Source organism: Streptomyces sp. NBC_01549 (genome assembly GCF_026339955.1).
Taxonomy (GTDB): Bacteria; Actinomycetota; Actinomycetes; order Streptomycetales; family Streptomycetaceae; genus Streptomyces.
The window spans coordinates 6488275-6509389 of sequence record NZ_JAPEPW010000001.1 but is presented as its reverse complement, the minus strand read 5'-3'; the positions used below and the strand labels follow the sequence as shown (position 1 = coordinate 6509389).

The 21115-nt window shown below is 71.1% G+C and carries 11 protein-coding genes; 8 read left to right on the top strand and 3 right to left on the bottom strand.

From position 1 onward, the window contains the following. Positions 1-22 precede the first annotated feature (22 nt). The 3 genes from OG819_RS29110 to OG819_RS29100 all read right to left on the bottom strand — a co-directional run bounded on the left by OG819_RS29110 (position 23) and on the right by OG819_RS29100 (position 8079). Positions 23-793: a hypothetical protein gene (locus tag OG819_RS29110; protein ID WP_266651547.1), complete on the bottom strand. Its 771-nt coding sequence runs from the start codon at positions 791-793 to the stop codon at positions 23-25. Then, positions 774-6275, bottom strand: a complete 5502-nt coding sequence (locus tag OG819_RS29105) for a condensation domain-containing protein (RefSeq protein ID WP_266651546.1) — start codon at positions 6273-6275, stop codon at positions 774-776. The genes OG819_RS29110 and OG819_RS29105 overlap by 20 nt, the downstream gene beginning before the upstream one ends. Before the next feature lie 505 nt (positions 6276-6780). After that, complete coding sequence (locus tag OG819_RS29100; RefSeq protein ID WP_266651545.1) at positions 6781-8079, bottom strand: ISAs1 family transposase; 1299 nt, start codon at positions 8077-8079, stop codon at positions 6781-6783. Between the two features lie 416 nt (positions 8080-8495). Between OG819_RS29100 and OG819_RS29095 the strand changes: the two genes are divergently transcribed. The 8 genes from OG819_RS29095 to OG819_RS29060 all read left to right on the top strand — a co-directional run bounded on the left by OG819_RS29095 (position 8496) and on the right by OG819_RS29060 (position 21066). Beyond that, the gene (locus tag OG819_RS29095; protein WP_266651544.1) at positions 8496-9731 is read left to right on the top strand and encodes an ATP-grasp domain-containing protein; all 1236 of its coding nucleotides are present in this window, start codon (positions 8496-8498) and stop codon (positions 9729-9731) included. Beyond that, entirely contained in the window at positions 9728-10978 is a 1251-nt protein-coding gene (locus OG819_RS29090; RefSeq protein WP_266651543.1) for an MFS transporter, read from the top strand. The genes OG819_RS29095 and OG819_RS29090 overlap by 4 nt, the downstream gene beginning before the upstream one ends. Positions 10979-11027: 49 nt before the next feature. Continuing rightward, positions 11028-14144, top strand: coding sequence for an amino acid adenylation domain-containing protein (locus OG819_RS29085; protein ID WP_266651542.1), 3117 nt, complete (start codon positions 11028-11030; stop codon positions 14142-14144). A 103-nt stretch (positions 14145-14247) separates the two neighbouring features. Then, the gene (locus OG819_RS29080; RefSeq protein ID WP_266651541.1) at positions 14248-15750 is read left to right on the top strand and encodes an NAD(P)/FAD-dependent oxidoreductase; all 1503 of its coding nucleotides are present in this window, start codon (positions 14248-14250) and stop codon (positions 15748-15750) included. A gap of 515 nt (positions 15751-16265) precedes the next feature. Beyond that, positions 16266-17483 (top strand): biotin synthase BioB, encoded by a 1218-nt coding sequence (bioB, locus tag OG819_RS29075; RefSeq protein WP_266622768.1) that lies wholly within the window; start codon positions 16266-16268, stop codon positions 17481-17483. Then, the gene (locus OG819_RS29070) at positions 17476-18774 is read left to right on the top strand and encodes an adenosylmethionine--8-amino-7-oxononanoate transaminase (protein ID WP_266651540.1); all 1299 of its coding nucleotides are present in this window, start codon (positions 17476-17478) and stop codon (positions 18772-18774) included. Before bioB ends, OG819_RS29070 begins: the two co-directional genes overlap by 8 nt. 1 nt (position 18775) lies before the next feature. Next, complete coding sequence (gene bioD, locus OG819_RS29065; protein ID WP_266622772.1) at positions 18776-19501, top strand: dethiobiotin synthase; 726 nt, start codon at positions 18776-18778, stop codon at positions 19499-19501. Between the two features lie 83 nt (positions 19502-19584). After that, positions 19585-21066, top strand: coding sequence for an IS1182 family transposase (locus tag OG819_RS29060; RefSeq protein ID WP_266652810.1), 1482 nt, complete (start codon positions 19585-19587; stop codon positions 21064-21066). Positions 21067-21115: the final 49 nt, after the last annotated feature.

Sequence of the window (21115 nt, the reverse complement as noted above, 5' to 3'; positions counted from 1 at the left end):
GCGAGGACGGCTGCCCGGTGGGTCAGGACGACGGCGTGTAGACGAACGGCTGCGTCCCGACCACGGTCCGGAATCCACGCTTGGCGAGGATCGGCTCCGAGGTGGGCAGGGCGTCGGTGAAGACGAGGTCGAGTCCCCGGGCGGAGACCTCCGCCAGCCGGGAGCCCACGACCGCGGTGAACATGCCGCGCAGCCGGTGCGTCGTCTTCGTCCGGCCGCCGGCCAGTTCGGCGTAGCCGGCGCCCTCGGGGTAGTGCACCCGCCCGCCGGCCACGGGCTCCGAGCCCACATAGGCCACGTGGACGCTCATCACGTCCGGCGTCTCCTGCAGGCAGGCCCACAGCCGGCGCCGCTCCGAGTCGGCGTTCTTGCGGCCGATCTCCCGGGCGATCTCGGCGTAGTCGGCGAGGCCCTCCTCGTCGACCACACGGCGCACGTCGAAGGCGCTGGTGTCGAAGACCGCCATCGTCTCCGCGTCCAGCGGCAGGGCCAGCACCTGCTCCCGGTCGTCGGCGACGAAGCCGGCGGCCTCCAGGCGCGCGGCCAGGTCGGAGGGCGCGTCGTGGGTGTAGAGCTTCCACTCCAGCTCGTAGCCGCCCTTGTCCGCGAGGGCCTTCTCGGCCTCGATCACGGCGTCGGCGTCGTCCGCCGAGAGCCGGGAGAACCGGATCTGGCAGGACGAGCGGTCCTCCGAGAACTCGCGCACCACGCCGCCGTGTTCGGCCCGCTCACCGGTGGCGGCACGCCCGTGGTCCAGGGCGGTCAGGAAGTTCTCACTGGGGAAACCGGTCATGGGGGAATTCCTCCTGGGTCAGGATGTCGCTGATGGGTCGTGCGGTGGTCATGCCGTCGAGGACCGCCTGCAGGCGCCGCAGGATCAGCTGCGCCAAGTCCGGCGAGAAGACCTCCGTGTTGTAGCTCATCGCCAGGACCAGGCCGTCGGCGTAGCGCTGGAAGACGAACTGCAGGTCGGCCTGCTTGGCGCGCCGGTGGATGTCCTTCGAAACGAAGGCGACGGTCGCCCCGACCGGTGCCGCGTCCCAGCCGGACTCCATCTGGTCCAGGTTGACCACGACGTCGAAGAGCGGGCTGCGCTCGGGGCCCCGCTGCCAGCCCAGGTCGCGCATGATCTCGCCGTACGGGTACTCGTCGTGCTCGAACGCCCGCAGGATCGTCTGCTGGGCCCGGGCGAGCAGCGCCGGCACCTCGTCGTCCGCGGCCACCTTGAGGCGCAGCGGGACGGTGCCGATGAAAGTGCCGATCTGGTCCTCGAACTCCTGGCGGTCCCGGCCGAGGGAGTACGTCCCGATCAGGGAGTCGGTGACCCCTGTGGTGGCGAGGAGTAGCCCGACCGCGCACCAGCCGACGGTGAACTCGGTGACCGAGTGCTGCCGGGCGAGCGCCCCGAACCGCTCGGCGAGGTCGGTCGGGAGGGTCAGGTAGAGCCGGTCGCCGGCGAGCGCGCTGACCTCGGGCCGCGGCAGGTCGGCCGGAAGCGTTACTGGCACGGCCAGCCCGCTCAGCTCCCGGCGCCAGAACTCCCGGTGCTCGCTGCGGACTTCGGGGGTCAGCCGGTCGTTGCGCCAGGCCGCGGCGTCCTTGTACTGGATCGGGAGTTCCGGCAGGTCGGCGGCGCGTCCGGCCACCAGTGCCTCGTACAGCTCGTGCCAATCGCGGAAGAGCACCCGCGCGGACGAACCGTCGGCGAACACGTGGTGGATCGACGTGAGCAGCAGGTGGGTGTCGGTGTCGAGGCGGATCAGGTCGGCCCGCACCAGCGGCTCCCACGCCGTCTCGAACGGCTCGTCCTTGCGGGCGACCACGAACTCGTGGACCTGCTCCGCGGAGCTGCCGGTCATGTCACGGAAGCGGTAGTTGAGGGGGAGGGCACCCGGCGCGTGCACGGTCTGCACCGTCCGACCGTCGACGAGGTCGCAGGTCGTCCGCATGCTCTCGTGCCGCTCGACCAGCAGCTCGAAGCCGCGCCGCAGCAGCGACGGGTCGAGCGGGCCGCGCAGTTCCTGCAGGTCGTTGCGGTGGAAGGCACCGGGGTAGGCGCTCCCGCGGTCGATCTCCATCAGCAGGTCCTGCGTGCGGGAGCCCTCGTACTCCCCCGGGCCGCCCAGGCTCGGGATCGGTGCGACCACCTGCCGCTGGGCCTCGGCCAGGGCCTCGGCGAGGCCGGCGATCGTGGGGCTGACGAAGAACGTTTTCAGGTCGAGCGTGACGCCCAGTCGGCTCTGGACCCGTGCCAGCAGCTTGATGGCGCGCAGCGAGTTGCCGCCGACATCGAAGAACCGGTCCTCCTCCGTGACGTCGGAGACGCCCAGCACCTCGCACCAGATCCCCGCGAGGTCCTGGGTGACGGCGTCGGAGGGCCCCTGCGCTCCGGCCGGAGCGAGGGCGGGGGCGGCTGCAGTGGCCGGCTCGGCCGTCGTGCCGTCGGCCGGGCTCGCGGCGAGGCGCATCGGGGCCGAGGGGTCGTCGAGCGCCCGGTCGAGCAGGCGGCTGATGTCCGCCCAGAGCCGGTCGATCATCTCCGCGGTGAACCGGCCGCTGTCGAAGCGGATGGCCGAGCGGACCGTGCCCTCCTCCTCCGCCATCATGATGTTGATCGGGACGTCCCTGGTGTCCAGGTTCACCTCGACCGGCCGGACGGTGAGGCCGGGGCCCGCGAGAGCGCTGTGCGGCGCCTCGCCGTCCTCGCCGAACTGCTGGAACGCCACGATGACGTCGAACAGGCCTGAGGCCTGGAGCAGGCCGCGCTGCTGCAGCTCCTCCACCAGTTCCTCGTACGGGTAGTCGCTGTTGCGCAGGGCGTCGACGAATGTGGTGCGGACCCTCTCCGACAGCTGCTCGAAGCCGCCGTCAGCGTCGACCCTCAGTCGGAGCGGCAGGGACCGGATCAGCATCGCCACCAGCTGCTCCAGCGACTCGCTGTTGCGCCCCGCGATCAGGGTGCCGATGACCAGGTCGCCATCCCGGCTGTACCCGTGGAGCGCGGCGGCGACGGCGCTCAGCATCGAGGTGAACACCGTCACCCCGCCGGCCTGGCAGAACGACTTGAGCCGCTGCCACAGCGGCACGGGGAGCTCGTAGTGCCGGTAGGCGCCGCGGTAGCAGGGGAGGCCCTCCGAGGCGACGGGGGCGGCCGGCAGGTCGAGGGCCGCCACCGGGGTGCCGAACCGGTCGAGCCAGTAGGCGGCGGCATCGTCGTGGCGGCCGCCTGCCTGCTGTGCCAGCTTGCGGTAGTGCTCGCCGTAGCTGATGCCGATCTCCGGCAGGTCCAGGGCCGCGCCGCGGTCGAAGTGGGCGTAGTAGGCGCCCAGGTCCCGGACCAGCAGCCCCAGCGACCACCCGTCGACGACGACGTGGTGGGTGCAGAGCGTCAGCAGGTGGCGGTCGGCGCCGATGGACGCCAACTGGGCCCGCAGCAGGGGGCCCTTCGCTAGGTCGAACGGACGGGAGGCGAAGGCCTTGGCCAGCGCGACGCTGTCCACGGCGCCGTGCGCGTCCCCGTCCAGCGGCGCTTCCAGCAGCTCCAGCGGCACGGTGAATCCGGCCGCCGGGGTGATCCGCTGGGTCAACTCCTCGTCCGCGTAGGAGAAGACGGCCCGCAGCGCGTCGTGCCGTGCGGCCAGTGCATCCAGGGCGCGCCGCAGCGCCTCGGTGTTGACCGTCCCGGTCAGCTCGAAGCTGCGGATCAGGTTGAAGGCCACCGAGCCGCCCGCGAACTCGGCCGCGAGCCATACGTTCAGCTGCTCCGCGGAGGTCGGCGCGGCGTCGAGGTCCGGCGGCGCGCCCTGCACGGCGGGCGTCATGGTGGCGAAGGTGGTGATGTCCGCCAACTTCTCCAGGTGGGCGGCGAGTTCGGCCGGCGTCTCGTAGTCGAAGATCGCGTAGGGGTCGAGCTCCACGCCGTACACCGTCTGGAGCCGGTTGAGCACCTGGATGGCACCGATCGAGTCGCCGCCGAGGTTGAAGAAGGACTCGTCGGGAGCGATGGTCTCGATGCCTAGCACGCCCTGCCAGGCCGCCAGGACCGACCCGAGCACATCGGCGGGCTGAACGGCCTGGGCCGGGTCGGCGGCGACCGTCGCGCCGGTGACCGCTTCGCCGACCTGCGGGGCGGGCGCCACCGTGTTGGCGGGGTCCAGCCAGCAGCGGGTGCGGTCGAACTGATAGGAGGGCAGCTCGATCCTGCGACCGTCGCCGGCGGTCTCCGCCCACCTCCAGCGGGCCCCTGTCAGATACATGTCACATACAAAGACCTCGAAGGCATCGGGGCGTTCGGCGAGCGCCACGACGGAGCGTGCGGCGCCACCGCGGCCCGCGACCGCCGAGGAGACCGTCGACATGGGGCCGGCCTCGACGAACAGCACCCGCTGGTCGCCCAGCGCGGCGAGCAGACGGTCGACGCGGGCGTCCAGGTCACCGGCGTCGGCGTCCTCGGCGTTCACCGCCTGCCTTACCGCTTCGGCGAGTTCGACCCGGCCGAGGCTCGCGTCGATCACCAGCTTGCCGACGCCCTCCCCGACGACGTGGCGCGACTCGACGCCCATCCGCCCCAGCAGGCCGTACATCGCGTACTGGAAGGCGAACTGGCCCGCCTTCGGGTCTCCGGCGTGCGCACCGGCGGCCTGCTCGGCCTGGACGTACAGCCGGTCGAACTCGGGGTGCGCGCGACGCAGGGAGGCGGTCAGCGAGGCCGACGCCGTGCACCTTCCGGAGACCAGGATCACGGTGACCGCGGCGCTGCTCTCCGGGCCGGTCGTCGCGGGGTCGACGAGCGCGGCGGTGAGCCCGGCCGTATCGGCCGCGGTGACGCAGGCTCGGTACGGGAAGTGCTGCCGGCCCGTGACCAGGGTGCGCTGGACGTCCTCGATGCACAGGTCCGGGTGCTCGACGAGCCAGGACCGCAGGGCCTCGACATTGGCGGCGAGCGCCGTGGCGGTCTTCGCCGAAACGGGGATCCAGTTGCCGGTGTTCGAGGAGGGGCCCGGTTCCTCACGGGCGGGCGCCTCCTCCAGGACGGCGTGCACGTTGGTCCCCATGACGCCGAACGCGCTGACGCCGGCCCGGCGGACGCCAACGGCCGGCTCCCACGGCGTCAGTTCCCTGGTCACGGTGACCGCCGAGTTCGCGAAGTCGATCAGCGGGCTCATCGTCTGCGCGTGGAGGCTGGGGAAGAGCTGCCGGTTCCGCAGTGCGAGCACCGCCTTGACCAGGCCGGCCAGGCCCGACGCACTCCAGGTGTGGCCGATGTTGCTCTTCACCGAGGAGAGCGCGCAGAACTGCTTGCGGTCCGTCACTCGGCTGAACGCCAGGTCGATGGCCTCGATCTCGATCGGATCGCCGAGCCGCGTGGCGGTCCCGTGCGCCTCGATGTAGGAGATCGTGGTGGGGTCGACGGCGGCCTTCGCCCATGCCTGCTCGATCACCTCGGCCTGCGCCGAGCTGTCCGGCGCGGTGAGGCTGCCGGAGCGGCCCGCCACATTGTTGGCCGCGGTGCCCTTGATGACGGCATGGACGACATCCCCGTCGCGCAGTGCCCGGTCCAGCGGCTTGAGTAGGACGCTGACGACGGCCTCGCCGGAGCCGGTGCCGTCCGCATCCGCCGAGAACGCCCGGGTCTTGCCGTCCGCGGACCGGATGCCGAGGTCCAGCTCGTCCTCGTCGTCCTTCGGGTCGCCGAAGAGGTTCAGGTTGACGCCGCAGACCAGGGCCAGCTCGGCGTCGCCGAGCAGTAGGTCGTTCACGCCGTGGTGGACGGCGAGCAGGGCCGACGAACAGGACGAGTCGACCATGGCGGCCGGCCCGCGGAGCCCGAAGAACCGTGCGATCCGGCCCGCAGTGGCTGCGGCGTGGGTGCCCATCACCATGGTCGGCTCGACCTGGCGGGCGAGCTGCTGGTAGACCAGCCGGGTGTCGCCGACGTAGACCGAGGTCCGGGTGCCGTCGAGCGAGGTCGGATCGTATCCGGCGTTCTCCAGCGCCTGGTACGCGCTCTGCAGGAGCAGCCGGTGTTCCGGCGCCATGTTCCGCGCCTCGCCCGGGGAGATCCCGAAGACCTCGTCGTCGAACGAGTCGATGTCCTCGATGTAGCCGTTGAGCTGGTACCGCGCGTCGATCGACAGTGACGTACGGCTACGGCGCTCAGCGGACAGCTCCCGGACGCTGTCGCGGCCGTCCTGGAGATTCGCCAGGAACTGCGACAGATCGTCGGCCTCCGGCATCCGGACGGCCATCCCGATAACCGCTACATCGCGTGCCATGACCGGGATCTCCCCGGAAATCGCGACGCCCCCGTCCGCAGACATAGTCCACCCCTTCTAGATCGCATTCACAATACGGCCGACTGGGGATCGTCCCCGACGTCCCCCGGCCAGACAGGGTGAAAACCCCGGTTTCGAAATCGATCCACCCAGCACATCGGCCTGCGCCACTCCCGCACGAGCAAATGGGCTTCGCTCCAATCGGAGTGGGGCTCGATGCACACGCTCCCAATCATGCCCATGCCGCACTGGAAAACAGTAAACGCACGATCACAGGCCGTCAGGGCCGACGCAGGGATTTTGCGACCAAGGCAAAGCCCGAATGGGCGTTTGATGACGTTTTGCGCTGATCGTTTCGCCCTGTTCTGCCATATAAGCACCCGCATGAAACCTTCAAGATCTTTTTACTATCGAGACGCTCGGCCACCCCTCGAAGGGTCGCAAAAGCCCCCTTCGAGGCACGGCCCCGGCGTTGTTCGGTTGTGTCCGGCTTCGTGGTAGTTGATCAGATGCCGTAGACGGCGAAGGCGTCGTTGTGGTTGAGGAGATCGCGGCGGGCGTGGGCGATGTTGGCTCGTCCGGCCAGGCGGAGCGTGCTGATGCCCAGGTTGCGGAAGCTGGCCAGTGCTCGGGGTGCGGTGCCGGTCCTGACCTGGGAGTTGTCCTCATGGAAGGTGACGTCCCGCACCCAGTGGATCTTGTTTTCTATGGACCAGTGGACCCTCTCGTAGTGGTTGAGGTGAGCGGGGCCTGCGAGGTGGGCGGGCAGGCTGGTGACGCCGAAGACGATCTCCTTCCCGGTCCAGGTTCCGTCGAGGCCGCCGGTGTCACGGCGCAGGCGGAAGACCTGTCCCGCGCCGGGGAAGAGGGCGTCGTCGGCTTGGGCGGTGCGGATCGTGCGACGCTTGGTGCGCCCGTGCCCACGGTCGTCCTCGGCCTCGGTGGTCTCGGTCCACTCGGCGTCGGTACCGGCCAGCAGCGCCTGGGCGGCGGCGCGGGCCAGCGGCTGGTTCCCCTTCAGGATCAGGACGTAGTGGGCGTCGAGCCGGTCCGTGATCAGGTGGGCGGTCTTCTTCGTGGTGTGCAGGGCGTCCAGGGTGAACACCCGGCCGGACAAGGCGAGTTGGGCCAGCAGCATGCGGGCCGCCTCGCCCTCGCCGCGCTTGTCCGGAACCTGCCTCTGGCCGAGGACCGCGCCGCTGGCGTGGTCGACCGCCCCGACCAGGAAGACCCGCCCCGATTCGGTGCGGGCGCCGGTCAGGGCCTTGCCGTCGAGAGCCGCAGCGGGCAGCAGCCCGGCCGGCGCCGGGTGTTCCACGGCCCGCTGGGCGGCGCGGCGCTGTTCGCGCTCGATGGGCCCCGGGGTGTCCGGGACCTCGGGCGTCGGTGCCTTTCCGGTCGCGACGTCGGTGACGTATGCGCAGGTCGCCGCGTCCAGCACGTCGGCATCCAGGTCGGCGAGCACGCGGCGGAAGGTGCGCTCGCTGGGCACAAGGTACTGGCCGGCCAGCGGGTCGTACCGGGCGCCGAGGCGGGCCAGTTTGACCTGCGGGGCGCGGGCGGACCACTGCCAGATCGCGGTCATGGAGTCACCACCGACCACCAGCGTCGCGCACGCGGCCAGCACCAGGATCACCACCAGGGGATGCCGCCGCCCACGCTCCGCACGCCGGTCAGGGACCTGCCGCAACCTGCTGACCAGCGCGGATTCCACTGCCACAGGGTCGGCGGCGAGCTCGGCCTCCCACAGCGCGAGATCGGTGAGCTGGCCAAGGACAGGGCTGATCAGGGAGGATGCGGACACGAGCGCGGCTCCTGAGACGATCTTCTGGCGTAGGAACCTGAAAGATCATCAGAGGCCGCGCTCGTCTGGCAACTCGCACCCCTCCCCCTGGGCAAACGACCCAAAACCCATCAAAGATCAACTACGCCGGGGCCGTGCCCTTCGAGGGAGATCGAAGGAATTTGTCCCGGCGTTTTTATCCTTTGACGTGATCACCAGCAGGCTGATAGAAGATTCCCCGAATGGAATGCCTGTCGGGGATGAAGCGGCGACGGCCGGCAGCGAAACCGAAGACCTGCCGCAGTACCGGGGGCGCACATTCCGCAGCAAATTCTGTGTTCGCCGTCCCGCCCCGATTGAGCCAGCGAACAAACTGGTCGCCCTTGCCCTCGGCGGCGCGGGCAGCCGGTCAACGACCTATGGATAGGCGTGCACAAATGTCCACCACCGTTTCTCCCCGAGTTCTGATGATTGGCTGGAACACCCCGGCGTTCCTGGCGCTCAAGGAGCACCATGCCGATGTGGTGTCCGTGATCGCTCCCCGGCACGTGCGCAGGGCCAAGTCCCACGCCCCCGACGCGACCCACGTGGTCGTGCCGAACGACGGCGATGTGGAGCAGATCCTGGCCGGCCTGGCCAGGGCCGAGATCGCAATCGACGAGTTCGACTTCGTGTGCACGATCGGCGAGTGGCCGATCGTCGCCGCGGCGCTGCTCGCCGAGCACGGCAAGGCGGTCGGCATGAAGCTCTCCGCCGCGATCGCCCTGCGTGACAAGTTCGTTCAGAAGCGCCTCGTCCGCGAGGCGGGACTTCCCGTGGCCGGTGCGCAGATGCCGGACCTCCTGTCCGACCTGGACGGCGAGCAGCTGACCTATCCGATCGTCATCAAGCCGCTCACCGGCGCCGGTTCGCAGGACACCCACGTCGTCTCCGACGCCGCCGAGCTGGCCTCCCTCGTCGAGACCTACCAGCAGCCTCCCCGCGGCCCCTGGCTGGTGGAGGAGTTCATGGAGGGGGAGGAACTCCACCTCGACGGGGTCGTGCGGGCCGGAGTCGTCCGGGCGCTCTCGGTCTCGCGCTACTTCCAGAACGTGATCGACATCAAGTCCGGCGGACTGGTCGGATCGGTCCTGCTCGACCCGAACGAGAACCCGGACCTCTACTCGAAGGCCCAGTCCCTGCTGACCGGGGTCCTCGACGCCCTCGGCCACGAGGACGGTATCTTCCACGCCGAGGCCTTCGAGAAGGACGGCGAGCTCACGTTCAGCGAGGTCGGTGGCCGCCTGGGCGGCGGCGTCGTCCAGGACATCGTGCTGCGCCGCTTCGGCGTCGACCTGTCCGACGAGTGGGCCCGCGCGGCGCTGGGCCTGCCCCCGGGGGAGCCGGCCGAGCCCAGCAAGGAGCAGTGCGGCTGGGTCCACCTCCAGGCACCGGCCGGCGTGGCGGAGCACGTGCCCGACGAGTCGGAGCTCCTGGCGCAGCCCGGCTGCGTGGAGGCCGCCATCAGCATCGGCCCCGGTTCGCAGATCCCGTCGTTCAGCGCGGCGTCGAACATGAAGGCCGGCGCCGTGATCATCGTCGGCGACAGCGAGGAGCAGGTCCGCGAGCGCACCCTCGCCGCGGCCGCGTGGTTCTCGCAGGCCGTGACCGTACAAGCCCCGGAAACGGTGTGACGCAGACAGCCACGCCGCCCTGGGCCGCGATCCGCCGCGCACTGACGTCCGTGCTGCCGGAGCCCGGCCCGGGGCGCAACCTCTACTGGTCCACGCTGATCAACTCCGCCGGCAACGGCCTGTTCCTGACCACGAGTTCGCTCTACTTCGTGCGCTGCGTCGGCCTGACGCCGGCCGAGGTCGGGCTCTGGCTCACGGTCTCGGGCCTGATCGGCATGCTGGCCGGCGTCCCCGTGGGCCGCATTGCCGACCGCCACGGACCGCGCGAGACCTATGTCGTGTCGCTGGTCGCGGAGGCACTCGCGACCGGCGCCCTGCTGCTCACCCGCTCACTGGTCTCGTTCGTGGCAGTCACCACCATCGCCTTCCTGGCGGCCTCGGCGAGCAGTTCCTCGCGCGGGCCGCTGGTCCGCGCCGCCGGAGGCGAGCGGGCGGCCCAGCTGCGCTCCCGCCTGCGCACCGCGATGAACCTGGGCGTCACCCTGGTCGGCCCAGTGGCGGCGTTCACCATCAACGTGGACAGCCCGCTCGCCTACCAGTCGATGATCGCCTGCGACGCCCTGTCGTTCGCCGTGTGCGCGCTGATGACGCTCAGGATGCCGCGCGTGCCGGGCACCAAGGGCACCGGCACCGCGAGCAGGCGGTGGCGAGTCTTCACCGACCGCCCCTACCTGACGCTGATCGGGATCAACGCGGTGATCATGCAGCAGTTCCCGGTCCTCACCCTGGTCCTGCCGCTGTGGATCTCGCTGCATACCCAGGTGCCGCGCTGGGTCGTGGGGCTGGTGGTCCCGCTCAACACCGTCCTGGTGGTGCTCCTGCAGGTACGGCTGTCCCAGGGGATGGAGTCTCCGCTCTCGGCAGCCCGGGTCATGGTCAGAGCGGGGCTCGCCTTCCTGGCCTCGCTCGCGCTGATCGGCTTCCTGGGGCACATGTCGGCGGCCCCTGCCACGGTCGCCCTCATCGTCGCCATCGTCGTGTACACCCTCGGGGAGATCTGGTCGACCGCATCGGTCTACGAGCTGAGCTTCGGCCTGGCCCCCGCGGAGGCACAGGGCGAGTACCTCGGGCTGCTCTCCAACGGCACGGCGATAGGACGCCTCACCTCCCAGGCCCTGGTCACCACGCTGTGCCTGACCGTCGGCACGGCGGGCTGGATCGTCCTGGGGCTCCTGCTGCTGGGAGCGGGGCTGGTGGCCGTGCCGACCACCAAGTGGGCCGGACGAAAGCAGGCCGCCCACGCGTAAGTGGGCCAGGCGAAACAGGCCGCCCCCGCGTAACTCCGAAAGGTCAGTCATGATCCTCACCAGCTACGACCCCGAACCGGGCGGCGCCGGTAACGTCTACCACGAGATCGAGGGGCACTGGGACGTAGCGCGGCTGGAGGCGGCGCTGCGCACCGTGGTGGCGCGGCATCCGGCGCTGCGCACCACGTTCGCCTCCGACGGGTGCCAGGTGGTGCACGACGACGTACCGGTGCACGTCCGCATCCGGGACCTGCGGCGACTGCCGCGCCGGGCACGCGACCAGGCGCGGGCCACCTACCGGGAGCGCGCCTCGCACCGGGTCGCCTCACCGGACCGGGCGCCGTCGGTGCACGTCGAGGTGAGCGTCCTGGCCGACGACCGGATGGTGCTGCACGTCAACCATGACCGGCTGACCATGGACGCTGGCAGCATGTTCCTGTTCTTCCGGGAATGGTGGCGGGCCTACCAGGGCGACGCCCCCACGGAGACGGAGAGCGCGTTCTCCGGCGAGGTCGCGGAACCGAAGGGCCCCCGGGACGACGCCGAGGCCCAGCGCTCCCTCGCCTTCTGGCGCGAACGGCTCGACGACCTCGCGCTCGCCCCCGACCTGCCGCTGGCCCCCAATCCCCCGGTGGCCAGGCCGCGGTTCACGCAGCGTCAGGTACGGCTGACCGCCGGGCGCTGGGCCGCGTTCAAGGCGCACGCGCTCCGCCTGGGCATCACGCCGAGCGCGGCGCTGCTGACCGCCTACGGCCAGGTGCTGGCGTACTGGGGCGGCGGCGAGCGGTTCACGATCGCCACGACGGTGGAGCGCACCGCCGGGAGTCTCCTGCCGCCCCGCGGCGCGATCGGCGGCTTCTCGGACGTCCTGCCCGTCGAGGTCGCCATCGACCCGGCGGCCACGTTCGCGCAGCGCTGTGCGCCGGTGCAGCAGCGGATGCGCGCCGCCGCGGAGCACGGGCACGCCTTCGGCGCCGCGTCGCGCCAGGCGGCCGGGTCCGGCACCGCGTACCCGCAGGCGCCGTACGCGTTCACCTCCGTCATCGGGCACGAGCGCTCCGGCCTCGACGGAGCCGCGCTCGAGCTGTTCGGCCGGGAGGTCTTCTCGGTCGGCCAGGCTCCGCGAACCCACCTCGACGTCTTCGCGATGGAGCAGGCGGGCGACCTGGTCCTGCGGGTCGACTCGGCGGACCGGCTGTTCCCGGCCGGGCTTCCGGCCGCCCTGGTCGCCGGCTTCCAGCAGCTGCTGAACCAGCTCTGCGACGCGGCGGGCTGGACGGAGACCACGCACGACCTGCTGCCCGAGGACCAGCGGCGGCGGCGGGCCGAGACCAACGACACCGCGGCGCCGCTGGCCACGCGCATGCTGTGGGAGGACGCCGTCGCACAGGCCGCGGCGCGTCCCGACGCCCCGGCGGTGATCACCACGGGCGGCGTCGTGAGTTACGGCGGACTGCTCCACCGCGCGCAGGGCGCCGCCGCGTGGCTGCGGGAGCGCGGGGTCGGCCGCGGCGACCTGGTCGGGCTGGTCATGCGGCGCGGGCCGGAGCAGATCATCGGCATCCTGGCCTCGTTGCTCGCCGGGGCCGCGTATCTGCCGGTCGACGCGGACCTACCCGACGAGCGACGCGCGTACCTGCTCCGCGACGGCGGGGCGCGGTGTGTGCTCACCAACGTGCCCGCCAACGTGCCCGGCAGCGGCGCGCCCGGTACGGAGCCGGACACGCTGCTGCTCGACTCGGCGCGGCCGGTGGTGCCCGTCGAGCCGGTGGAGCCGGCCGCTGGGGCGACCACCGACGACCTCGCGTACGTGCTCTACACCTCCGGTACCACCGGACAGCCCAAGGGTGTGATGGTCAGTCACCGCAACGTCGCGAACGTGGTCGCCGACTGCACGGCCCGGTTCGGCGTCGACGCCACGGACCGCTTCTTCGGCATCAGCGCGTTCAATTTCGACCTGTCCGTGTACGACGTGTTCGGCGCGCTGTCGGTCGGCGCGGCGATCGTGCTGCCGGACGCGGACCGGGCGGCAGATCCCGCCCACTGGCTGGACCTCTGCGCGGAGCACCGCGTGACGGTGTGGAACTCGGTGCCGGCGATCATGGCGATGCTGAGCGAGGAGGCCGAGTCGGCGCCGGGCCGGATCGGCGCGCTGCGGCTGGTCATGATGAGCGGTGACCGGATCCCGCCGGAGTTCCCCGCAGCGCTCCTCCGGCTCAAGCCCGACCTCGAGGTCGTCTCGCTGGGCGGCCCGACCGAGACGACGATCTGGAACATCCTCCACCCGGTGGACGCCCAGGACGACGGCAGTCGGCCGGTGCCGTACGGGCGGCCGAACCGCAACAACACCGCCCACGTCCGCGGCCCCGAGGGCTGGGACCGACCGGACTGGGTGGCCGGAGAGATCTGGGCCGGTGGCACCGGCGTGGCCCAGGGCTACCACGGCGACCCCGCGCGCACCGCGCACCGCTTCGCGGACGGGCTGTACCGCACCGGTGACCTGGGCCGATTCCTGCCGGACGGGTCGATCGAGATTCTCGGCCGCAGCGACTTCCAGATCAAGGTCAACGGCTACCGGATCGAGGCGGGCGAGGTCGAGACGCGGCTGACGGCCCTGCCCGAGATCCAGCAGGCCGTCGTGGTCCGACAGGCCGGGACGTACGGCGACCGCCTGGCGGCCCACCTGGTCCCGGCCGGTGCGAACCGCCCCGGACTGGACGAGCTGCGCGGGCGGCTGGCCGTGCACCTGCCCGGCTACATGATCCCGACCCTGGTGGTCTGGCACGACGCGCTGCCGCTCACCCGCAACGGCAAGGTCGACCGCGGCCGGCTCACCGCGATCCAGCTGGAGCCGCCGACACCCGCCGAACCGGCCACTCCGGCGGTCCCGGCGGTCCCGGCGGTCCCCGCGGAGCCGACGCCAGCGGATGGGCTCCCGGCGGGCGGGTCCGTGGAGGCCGAGCTGGCGGACGTGTGGTCCCGCATCCTGCGCGTGCCCCCGGTCACGCCGGAGACGGACCTGTACGACCTCGGCGCCGACTCGCTGACCGCCATCCGGCTCCTCAGCGAGGTGCGCAAGCGCTTCGGCGTGACCATCCCGCTGGCCCAGGTGCACGAGGTCCGCACCGTGCGCACGATGGCGGCACGCGTGCGATCGGGCGGGTGAGCGGGTAGCCGCCGACGTTCCCGGCCGGCCGGTCGGCCGGGAACGTCGCGCTCGAACGGCTTGTATCGGATCAACCTCGGATCAACTTTGGATCGGAGATGATGTGGGCGACAACGACATCGACGCGGTCGTGGTCGGCTCCGGCCCGAACGGGCTCGCGGCCGCCCTGGTCCTGGCCGCCGCCGGGCTGCGGGTCCAGGTCCACGAGGCGGCCGACAGCGTGGGCGGCGGCGTCCGCACGCGGGAACTGACCCTGCCGGGATACCGTCACGACGTCTGCTCGGCGGTGCACCCGATGGCCGTCGCGTCCCCGTTCTTCCGCGCCTTCGATCTGGCCTCCCAGGGTGTCCGGATGGCCTGGCCGGAGGCGTCGTACGCGCACCCGCTGGACAGCGGCCGGGCCGCGGTGGCGTGGCGTGACCTGGACCGTACCGCCGCCGGGTTGGGACCGGACGGATCCAGTTGGTCCCGCCTGCTCCGCCCTCTGGTCGATCGGACGGAACCGCTGGTGGAGGCGGCGATGTCCGACCTGCGCGGGATCCCCCCGCAGGTGACGGCCCTCGCACGCCTCGGGCTGCGCGTCACCGAACAGGCGTCGCCGTGGTGGAACGCCCGGTTCCGCGGCGATCTCGCCCCCGCCCTGCTGACGGGCGTCGCGTGCCACTCGATCGCGCCGCCGCGCACGCTCGCGTCGGCCGGCGTGGGCCTCCTCCTCGGGTCGCTCGCCCATTCCGTCGGCTGGCCGCTGCCGATCGGCGGCAGCCAGGCCATCGTCGACGCGATGGTGGGGCAGCTGACCGAGCACGGTGGCCGCATCGTCACCGGCCACCGGGTCGGGTCGCTCGACGAACTGCCACCCGCGCGGGCCGTTCTCCTGGACGTCGCACCGGGTGCCCTGCTGGAGATCGCGGGCCCACGACTGCCCGAACGGTATCGCCGTCAACTGCGCGGCTTCCGGCACGGCGGCGCGGCGTGCAAGGTGGACTTCGCCCTGTGCGGTCCGGTGCCGTGGTCCGCACCGGACTGTGCGAAGGCGGGCACCTTGCACCTGGTGGGTTCACGCGCCGAGGCGGTACGGGCGGAGTCCGACGTGGCGGCCGGCCGGCACGCCGAGCGTCCGTTCGTGCTGGCCGTACAACCGGGGGTGGTGGACCCGGGGCGTGCCCCTGCCGGACGGCATGTGCTCTGGACTTACGCCCACGTACCGAACGGGTCCACCAGGGACGTCAGCGAACAGATCAAGCAACAGGTGGAACGGTTCGCCCCCGGCTTCCGGGACCTGATCCTCGCCGAGCACGTGGTCACCGCGGCCGAGCAGGGCCTGCACAACCCCAACTACGTGGGCGGGGACATCTCCGGCGGCGCGACGACCGCCTGGCAACTGGTGATGCGACCGGCCGCCCGCTGGGACCCCTACCGAACACCGCTCCCGGGCGTTTACCTGTGCTCCGCCTCCACCCCACCGGGCCAGGCGGTGCACGGGATGTGCGGAGTGCACGCCGCGCGGCGTGCACTGCGCGACCGCTTCGGCGTGCGGTCGGACCCCTTGCGGCTGGTCGCCGAGGCGTACGGCGGCGGGACGAACACGGCGGCGGCCGACCGGTAGTGACTGGTCGGCTGTGCCTCGGGACCCGCGGGCTGCTGGGAGGCCCTGGCCCCATTCGTCGACCTGGTAGTAGTGAAGCTTCCCTTTGATCGTGGACACCTGGAGACTGGGACCTGAGGTTCTAGAGGAAGTAGCCCCAGGTGGGAAGCAAATACACGAAGCGGTACACCGAGGAGTTCAAGCGGGACGCGATCGCGCTCGTCGACTCCTCGGGCTAGACGGTCACCGCGGTGGCCCGGGAACTCGGCATCAGCTACGCACGGCGCTTGAGGGAACAGCCCATTCGGGGTGTTGTAGGAACCCTCCATACTGATCCACTGGCCCTTGCGTCTCGCTCATGTCTCTCACCAAATCGGCGGTGAGATCCGGACTCTTGGCCTCTGACCTGGTCTTCCGTGCTCTCTGTGGACCCTACGTACTGGGGTGGTCGTGTTACATACCCCACACGTCGAACCGTCTCTCTTGTGCAAACTCTCCTTGGCCGCAGCGGCTCGCATACGTCAGGATCGGATCTCATGGACCTGCTGAACACGCTGGTGGACAAGGGGCTTCGGCGCGAGCTGCCGACCCGTGACGAGGCGCTGGCCGTGCTGGCCACGTCCGACGACGACGTGCTCGACGTGGTGGCCGCGGCCGGAAAAGTCCGCCGGCACTGGTTCGGCCGTCGAGTGAAACTCAACTATCTGGTCAATCTGAAGTCCGGTCTGTGCCCCGAGGACTGCTCGTACTGCTCGCAGCGCCTCGGCTCCAAGGCCGACATCCTCAAGTACACGTGGCTCAAGCCCGACCAGGCCTCACAGGCCGCGGCGGCCGGGCTCGCCGGGGGCGCCAAGCGGGTCTGCCTGGTGGCCAGCGGTCGCGGTCCGACGGACCGTGACGTGGACCGGGTCTCCGACACCATCAAGGCGATCAAGGACCAGAACGAGAACGTAGAGGTGTGCGCCTGCCTCGGTCTGCTCTCCGACGGCCAGGCCGAGCGGCTGCGCGAGGCTGGCGCGGACGCCTACAACCACAACCTGAACACGTCCGAGGGGACGTACGGGGACATCACGACCACGCACACGTACGCCGACCGGGTGGACACGGTCCAGAAGGCGCACGCGGCGGGTCTGTCCGCCTGCTCGGGTCTGATCGCGGGCATGGGCGAGTCGGACGAGGACCTCGTCGACGTCGTCTACGCGCTGCGCGCGCTCGACCCGGACTCCGTTCCGGTGAACTTCCTGATCCCCTTCGAGGGCACCCCGCTCGCCAAGGAGTGGAACCTCACGCCGCAGCGGTGTCTGCGCATCCTGGCGATGGTCCGCTTCGTCTGCCCGGACGTCGAGGTGCGTATCGCGGGCGGCCGTGAGGTCCATCTGCGCACGATGCAGCCCCTCGCCCTCAACCTCGCCAACTCGATCTTCCTCGGCGACTATCTCACCAGCGAGGGCCAGGCGGGCAAGGCCGACCTGGAGATGATCGCGGACGCCGGGTTCGAGGTGGAGGGCGCGGGCGAGCTGACCCTGCCGAAACACCGCGTGACGACGGGCGGAGGCTGCGGTTCGCACGCCGAGACCGGCTGTGGCTCGCACGCCGACGCCGGGTGCGGGTCCCACGAGGGCGGTGGCGTCTGCGGTTCCGTGAAGGTGGCGGCGAAGGAGCAGGCGAAGGACGAGCAGCCTTCCGAAGCGCGTACGGATCTCGTCGCCGTACGCCGCAGGGGTGCCGGAACGGATCTCGCCCCCAATGCCTGATCTGTCCGAGCCGTCCCTGCTGCCCGTGGCCGAACTGCTGGAGCTGGACCGGCGGCACGTCTGGCACCCGTACGGCCCCATGCCCGGCCGCCAGGAACCGCTCGTCGTCGAGTCGGCGAGCGGCGTACGCCTGCGGCTGGCGGACGGCTCGGGCGAACTGGTCGACGGCATGTCGTCCTGGTGGTCGGCCATCCACGGCTACAACCACCCGGTCCTCAACGACGCGGCGCGCGACCAGTTGGAGCGCATGAGCCATGTCATGTTCGGCGGGCTCACCCACGAGCCCGCCGTACGGCTGGCGAAGCGTCTGGTCGACATCACGCCCGAGGGCCTGGAGCACGTCTTCCTCGCCGACTCCGGCTCGGTCTCGGTCGAGGTCGCCGTCAAGATGTGCCTCCAGCACTGGCGCTCGCTCGGCCGCCCGGGCAAGCAGCGGCTGCTGACCTGGCGCGGCGGCTACCACGGGGACACCTGGCAGCCCATGTCGGTGTGCGACCCCGAGGGCGGGATGCACGACCTGTGGCAGGGCGTGCTCCAGCGCCAGGTGTTCGCCGACGCCCCGCCGGCCGGGTACGAGGAGTCGTACGCCGACCATCTGCGCGAGTTGATCGAGCGGCACGCCGACGAGCTCGCCGCGGTGATCGTGGAGCCGGTGGTACAGGGCGCGGGCGGGATGCGGTTCCACTCCCCCTCGTATCTGCGGGTGCTGCGGGAGGCCTGCGACGCGCACGACGTGCTGCTCGTCCTCGACGAGATCGCGACCGGTTTCGGCCGTACGGGCGCGCTGTTCGCGGCGGAGCACGCCGGCGTCACGCCGGACGTGATGTGCGTCGGCAAGGCGCTGACCGGCGGCTATATGACGATGGCGGCGACGCTCTGCACGGCGCGGGTGGCCGAGGGCATCTCACGCGGTGAGGTCCCGGTCCTGGCTCACGGACCGACCTTCATGGGCAATCCGCTGGCCGCCGCGGTGGCCTGCGCCTCGATCGACCTGCTGCTCGGACAGGACTGGCAGACCGAGGTCAAGCGGATCGAGGCGGGTCTGCTGGACGGGCTGGCGGAGGCGTCCTCGCTGCCGGGTGTCCGGGACGTACGCGTCCTGGGCGCGATCGGCGTCGTACAACTCGACCACGAGGTCGACATGAAGGCGGCCACGGCGGCCGCCGTGCGCGAGGGTGTGTGGCTGCGCCCGTTCCGCGACCTCGTCTACACGATGCCGCCGTACGTCACGGGTGACGCGGACGTGGCACGGATCGCACGCGCGGTGTGCGCGGCGGCGCGGGAGGGATGACATGGCGGTTCTGGTGATCACGGGGACGGGCACGGAGGTCGGCAAGACGGTCACGACGGCCGCCGTCGCCGCCACGGCCGTCGCCGCCGGGCGCTCCGTGGCCGTCCTCAAGCCGGCGCAGACGGGTGTACGCCCGGACGAGCGCGGGGACGCCGACGAGGTGGCCCGGCTCGCGGGCGCCGTGACGACGCTCGAACTCGCCCGCTATCCGGAGCCGTTGGCTCCCGCGACCGCCGCGCGGCGGGCCTGCCTGCCCCCGGTGCGCCCGGTGGCGGTGGCGAAGGCGGCGGCGGAACTGGCCACCGAGTACGACCTCGTACTGGTCGAGGGAGCGGGCGGTCTCCTCGTCCGCTTCGACGACGAGGGCGGCACACTGGCGGACGCGGCGAGCCTGCTGGACGCGCCGGTGCTGGTGGTGGCGTCGGCGGGCCTCGGCACCCTGAACACCACCGAGCTGACGGCGCGTGAACTCCGGCACCGGGGACTGGACCTGGCGGGAGTCGTCATCGGCAGCTGGCCCGACTCCCCCGACCTGGCGTCCCTTTGCAACCTCGCGGACCTGCCGGTCGTGGCCGAGGCTCCGCTGTTGGGAGCGCTGCCCGCGGGGGCAGGTGCCTACGACGTCACCGACTTCCGTGCGGAGGCGCCCAGCTGGCTGGCGCCGCGGCTCGGGGGAAGCTGGGATACACACACTTTCCACTCGACGCAAGCAGCAAGCGCCCCCTAGGAGCGTGTCTCAGTAACGGACACCCCGCTTGCGGTTCGTGATCATTCATGCGGGATGATCTCGGTATGCGTGATCGGGATGGTCTGTTCGAGATCGAGCCGGGTGAGAAGGAGCAGCCGCAGGGTCGTCCGGCGGCGGTGGACAAGACGTTCCGGGCGTTCGACCCGCACCAGGTCCTGCTGCTGCCGCCGTCGCTGGACGACTGGCTGCCCGAGGATCACCTGGCCCGGTTCGTTGCCGACCTGGTCGACGAGGTGCTCGACCTGTCGCCGATCCTGGCGGACTACACCGAAAAGCGCGGCTACCCGCCCTACGATCCGCGGCTGATGGTGCGGCTGCTGATCTACGGCTACACCACCGGGGTGCGCTCCTCGCGGGCGATCACGCGTAAGTGTGTCGATGACGTCGCGTTCCGGTTCCTGGCCGCCGACCAGGCTCCGGACTTCCGCTCGATCGCCCGGTTCCGCCGCCGCCACCTGGACGCGCTCGCCGGCCTGTTCCTGCAGTCGCTGCACCTGGCGCGGAAGCTGGACATGGTCAAGATGGGCCGCGTCGCGCTGGACGGCACCAAGCTGGAGGCCAGCGCATCCAAGCACAAGGCGATGAGCTACGGCCGCCTGATCGGCAAGGAAGAGCAGATCGAAGCCGAGATCGCCGCCCTGGAGGCCACGGCCCGGTCCCTGCTGGACGACGCCGAAGCAGTCGATACCGCCGAAGATGCCCGGTTCGGCGTGGACGGCAAAGAGGCCGACCTGCCCGCCGAGCTGGACCGGCGCGAGAAGCGCCTGGCCAGGCTGCAGGCCGCCCGCGCGCAGATCGAGACCGAGGCCGCCGACAAGGCCCGCGCTCACGCCGAAGACAAGGAACGCCGCCGTCAGGAACGCGCCGGGACCAGCGACGAGCGGGCCGTCACCGACGCGGGCGAGCAGGCAGCAGCCAAGGCCCGGCCCAAGCCCAAGGCCCAGGCCAACTTCACCGACCCCGACTCGCGGATCATGAAGAACAGCGACGGCGCCTACATCCAGGCCTACAACGCCCAGGCCGTCGTCGATGAAGAGCACCAGGTCATCACGGCCGCCGACATCACCACCAACGCCTCGGACGCGCTGAACTACACCCCGATGCTCGACCAGTCCGCGCAGAACACCGGCGTCCACCCGGGGCAGGCCCTCGTCGATGCCGGCTACTGCTCCGAGACCAACCTGCAGGCCTCCAAAGAGCGCCAACTCGCCTGCGGCACCGATACGTTCATGGCCACCGGCCGACTCGGCCACGACGAACAGGTCCCGCCCGCACCCCGCGGACGCATCCCCGCCAGCGCCACCCTCAAGGAGCGCATGGCCCGCACACTGCGGACGAAGCCCGGCAAGGCCGCCTACAGCCGCCGCAAAGCGATCGTCGAACCCGTCTTCGGCCAGATCATGACCTGCCAGAACGGCCGCCAACTCCTCCTCCGCGGCGAGGACGGAGCCCGCGGCGAGTGGCGACTGCTGGCCGCCTGCCACAACCTCCGCAAGATCTTCCGACACGCCGGAACCGCAGGACTCGCCGTCCTGGCCGGCTGACCATCCGGCCACACCGGCCTCAGCGGGCCGAAATCCCCCTCCGACCGAC